The sequence below is a fragment of the Sphingopyxis sp. genome (assembly GCF_035250425.1).
Taxonomy (GTDB): Bacteria; Pseudomonadota; Alphaproteobacteria; order Sphingomonadales; family Sphingomonadaceae; genus Sphingopyxis.
The window spans coordinates 1-2,326 of record NZ_DATFFD010000313.1 but is presented as its reverse complement, the minus strand read 5'-3'; the positions used below and the strand labels follow the sequence as shown (position 1 = coordinate 2,326).

The 2,326-nt window shown below is 65.9% G+C and carries 1 protein-coding gene and 2 pseudogenes; all 3 read left to right on the top strand.

Going from position 1 to position 2,326, the window contains the following annotated elements; translation table 11 throughout:
* The coding region (locus VJ811_RS19260) for a GMC family oxidoreductase (protein ID WP_324075404.1) at positions 1-930 on the top strand (930 nt) is incomplete at its 5' end.
* Between the two features lie 222 nt (positions 931-1,152).
* Positions 1,153-1,857 (top strand): annotated as a pseudogene (locus tag VJ811_RS19255) (rhodanese-related sulfurtransferase); the annotation flags it as partial.
* Between the two features lie 289 nt (positions 1,858-2,146).
* Positions 2,147-2,326 (top strand): annotated as a pseudogene (locus VJ811_RS19250) (hypothetical protein); the annotation flags it as partial.

Genomic DNA, 2,326 nt, shown 5'->3' with positions numbered 1-2,326 from the left:
TATGGCCGCCGCATGGGGGTTGCGCAAACCTATTTGCCGGGGGCGTGCCGCGATCGCCATGCGCGCATCCTGCCCGATACCAAGGTCCAGCAGATCATGTGGCAGACCGCGGCCGACGGCCGGCGCGAGGCCGAGGCGGTGAAGCTCGTCCTGCCGGGCGGCGCGAACCGCCTCGTCCGCGCGCGCGTCGGTGTCGTCGTCGCGGCGGGGACGATCGCCTCGTCGAAGCTGCTCCATCGCAGCGACATCGACCGCACCGGCTATCAGGTCTCGCTCAACGTCGCCTCGCCCGTCGTCGCGCTGATGCCGGCGGGGGCGGGGGGCGACGCGTGGGACGAAGACCAGATGTCGAGCTATGTCGACTGCGGCGATTTCCTGCTCGAAAGCCATTTCCAGCCGCCGATGTCGATGGCGTCGCTGATGCCCGGCTGGTTCGGCGACCATGCGGCGCGCATGAAGAATTTCGGCCGCGTCCACTCGGCGGGCATCCTGTTCCCCGCCGACCGGCGCGGGCGGGTGAAGGACGGCAAACTGGAGTTCCGGCTGGACGTGGACGACGATCTGCCGGTGCTGCGCGACGCGATGGCGACGCTGACCAAGGTCCATTTCGCCGCGGGCGCGCTCGAATGCTATCCCGCGCTGGCCAAAGGTCAAAAGATCACCCCCGGCATGGATGTCGATGCGTTTTTCCGCGATGCGATCCGCGAACAGGACGATGTCACGCTGTCGAGCAGCCACCCGCACGGCGGCAATGCGATCAACGAGGACCCGGCGTACGGCGTCGTCGACTTGGATTGCCGCGTCCACGAAACGACCAATGTGTTCGTCACCGACGCGAGCACCTTCCCGAGCTGTATCCGCGTCAACGCGCAATGGACGACGATGGCGATGGCGCAATATGCGACGGGAAGGGGCGATCCGTTCGGGTAGATGTGCGAGGCTGGCTCTTTTTGTTTCGCGCGAAGACGCGAAGACGCGAAGATGTCACGCTTGCCGCGAAGCGGGCCTTCTCCATTCACAGCGCGCGATGCCGCGGCGTCGACAGGAAAAAGGGACCTATCGGCCCGAGCCTTCCTCTTCGCGTCTTCGCGTCTTCGCGCGAACCATATTCCCGCTGACGGCGCGGCCAATACCGACTAAGGGGGCGCCGCCATGACCTTCACCGTTGCCGCCCTCTACCGCTTCGCGCCGTTCGACGATCCCGCCGCATTGCGCCAGCCGCTGATCGACCTCTGCGCGGCGGAGGGCGTAAAGGGCACGCTGCTGCTCGCGCGCGAGGGGATCAACGGCACCATCGCCGGAACCGAAGCCGGGATCGCCGCGGTGCTCGATCATATCCGCGCGCTCCCCGACTGCGCCGAACTCGACGTCAAATATTCGGCCGCCGCCGCCATGCCGTTCCAGCGCATGAAGGTGCGGCTGAAAAAGGAGATCGTGACGATGAAGGTGCCGGGGCTCGACCCCGCGCGCGGCGCGGCGCCCTATGTCGACCCCGCCGACTGGAACGCGCTCGTCGACGACCCGGACACGGTGCTGATCGACACGCGCAACGGCTTCGAGGTCGGCTACGGCAGCTTCGCGGGCGCGGTCGATCCCGAAACGAAAAGCTTCGGCGAATTTCCCGACTGGTGGCGCGCCAACGCCGACCGTTTCGCGGGCAAGCGCGTCGCGATGTTCTGCACCGGCGGCATCCGCTGCGAAAAATCGACCGCCTTCCTCCGCCACGAAGGCGTCGAGGATGTCGTCCATCTGAAAGGCGGCATCCTCGCCTATCTGGAGCAAGTGCCCGAGACCGACAGCCGCTGGCACGGCAGCTGCTTCGTCTTCGACGAGCGCGTGAGCGTCGGGCACGGGCTGGTCGAGGTCGGCGAGAAGGAATAGGACAGGAACGACGATCCGCAGGCCGTGTGAATGACGGCTTTGGGGAGGGAAGCGGCCTTTCCCACTTCTTCGTCATCCCCGCGAAGGCGGGGATCCCGCTTAGCAACCGCGAGGAAAAAGCGGGATTCCCGCCTCTGCGGGAATGACGGAAAACGCTCGTCAGCCGTCGTCGACGAAATAGGGCCGCGCGCGCGGCAAAAAGTCTTTCCTACATTTCACCCATATGGTTCATTCTATAGGTTTCACCTAACCGAAGGATAAATCGATGGACAACATCACCGACCCCGCCGACATCCCCGCACCTGCGAGCTATCACTGGACGCCAAAGCTCCAGCGCGATTTCCTCGACCATCTCGCGGTCACCGGCTCGGTGCGCATCGCCGCGACGCGCGTCTCGATGTCGCCGAGCGCCGCCTATCAACTCCGCCGCCGGCCCGAGGGTGCG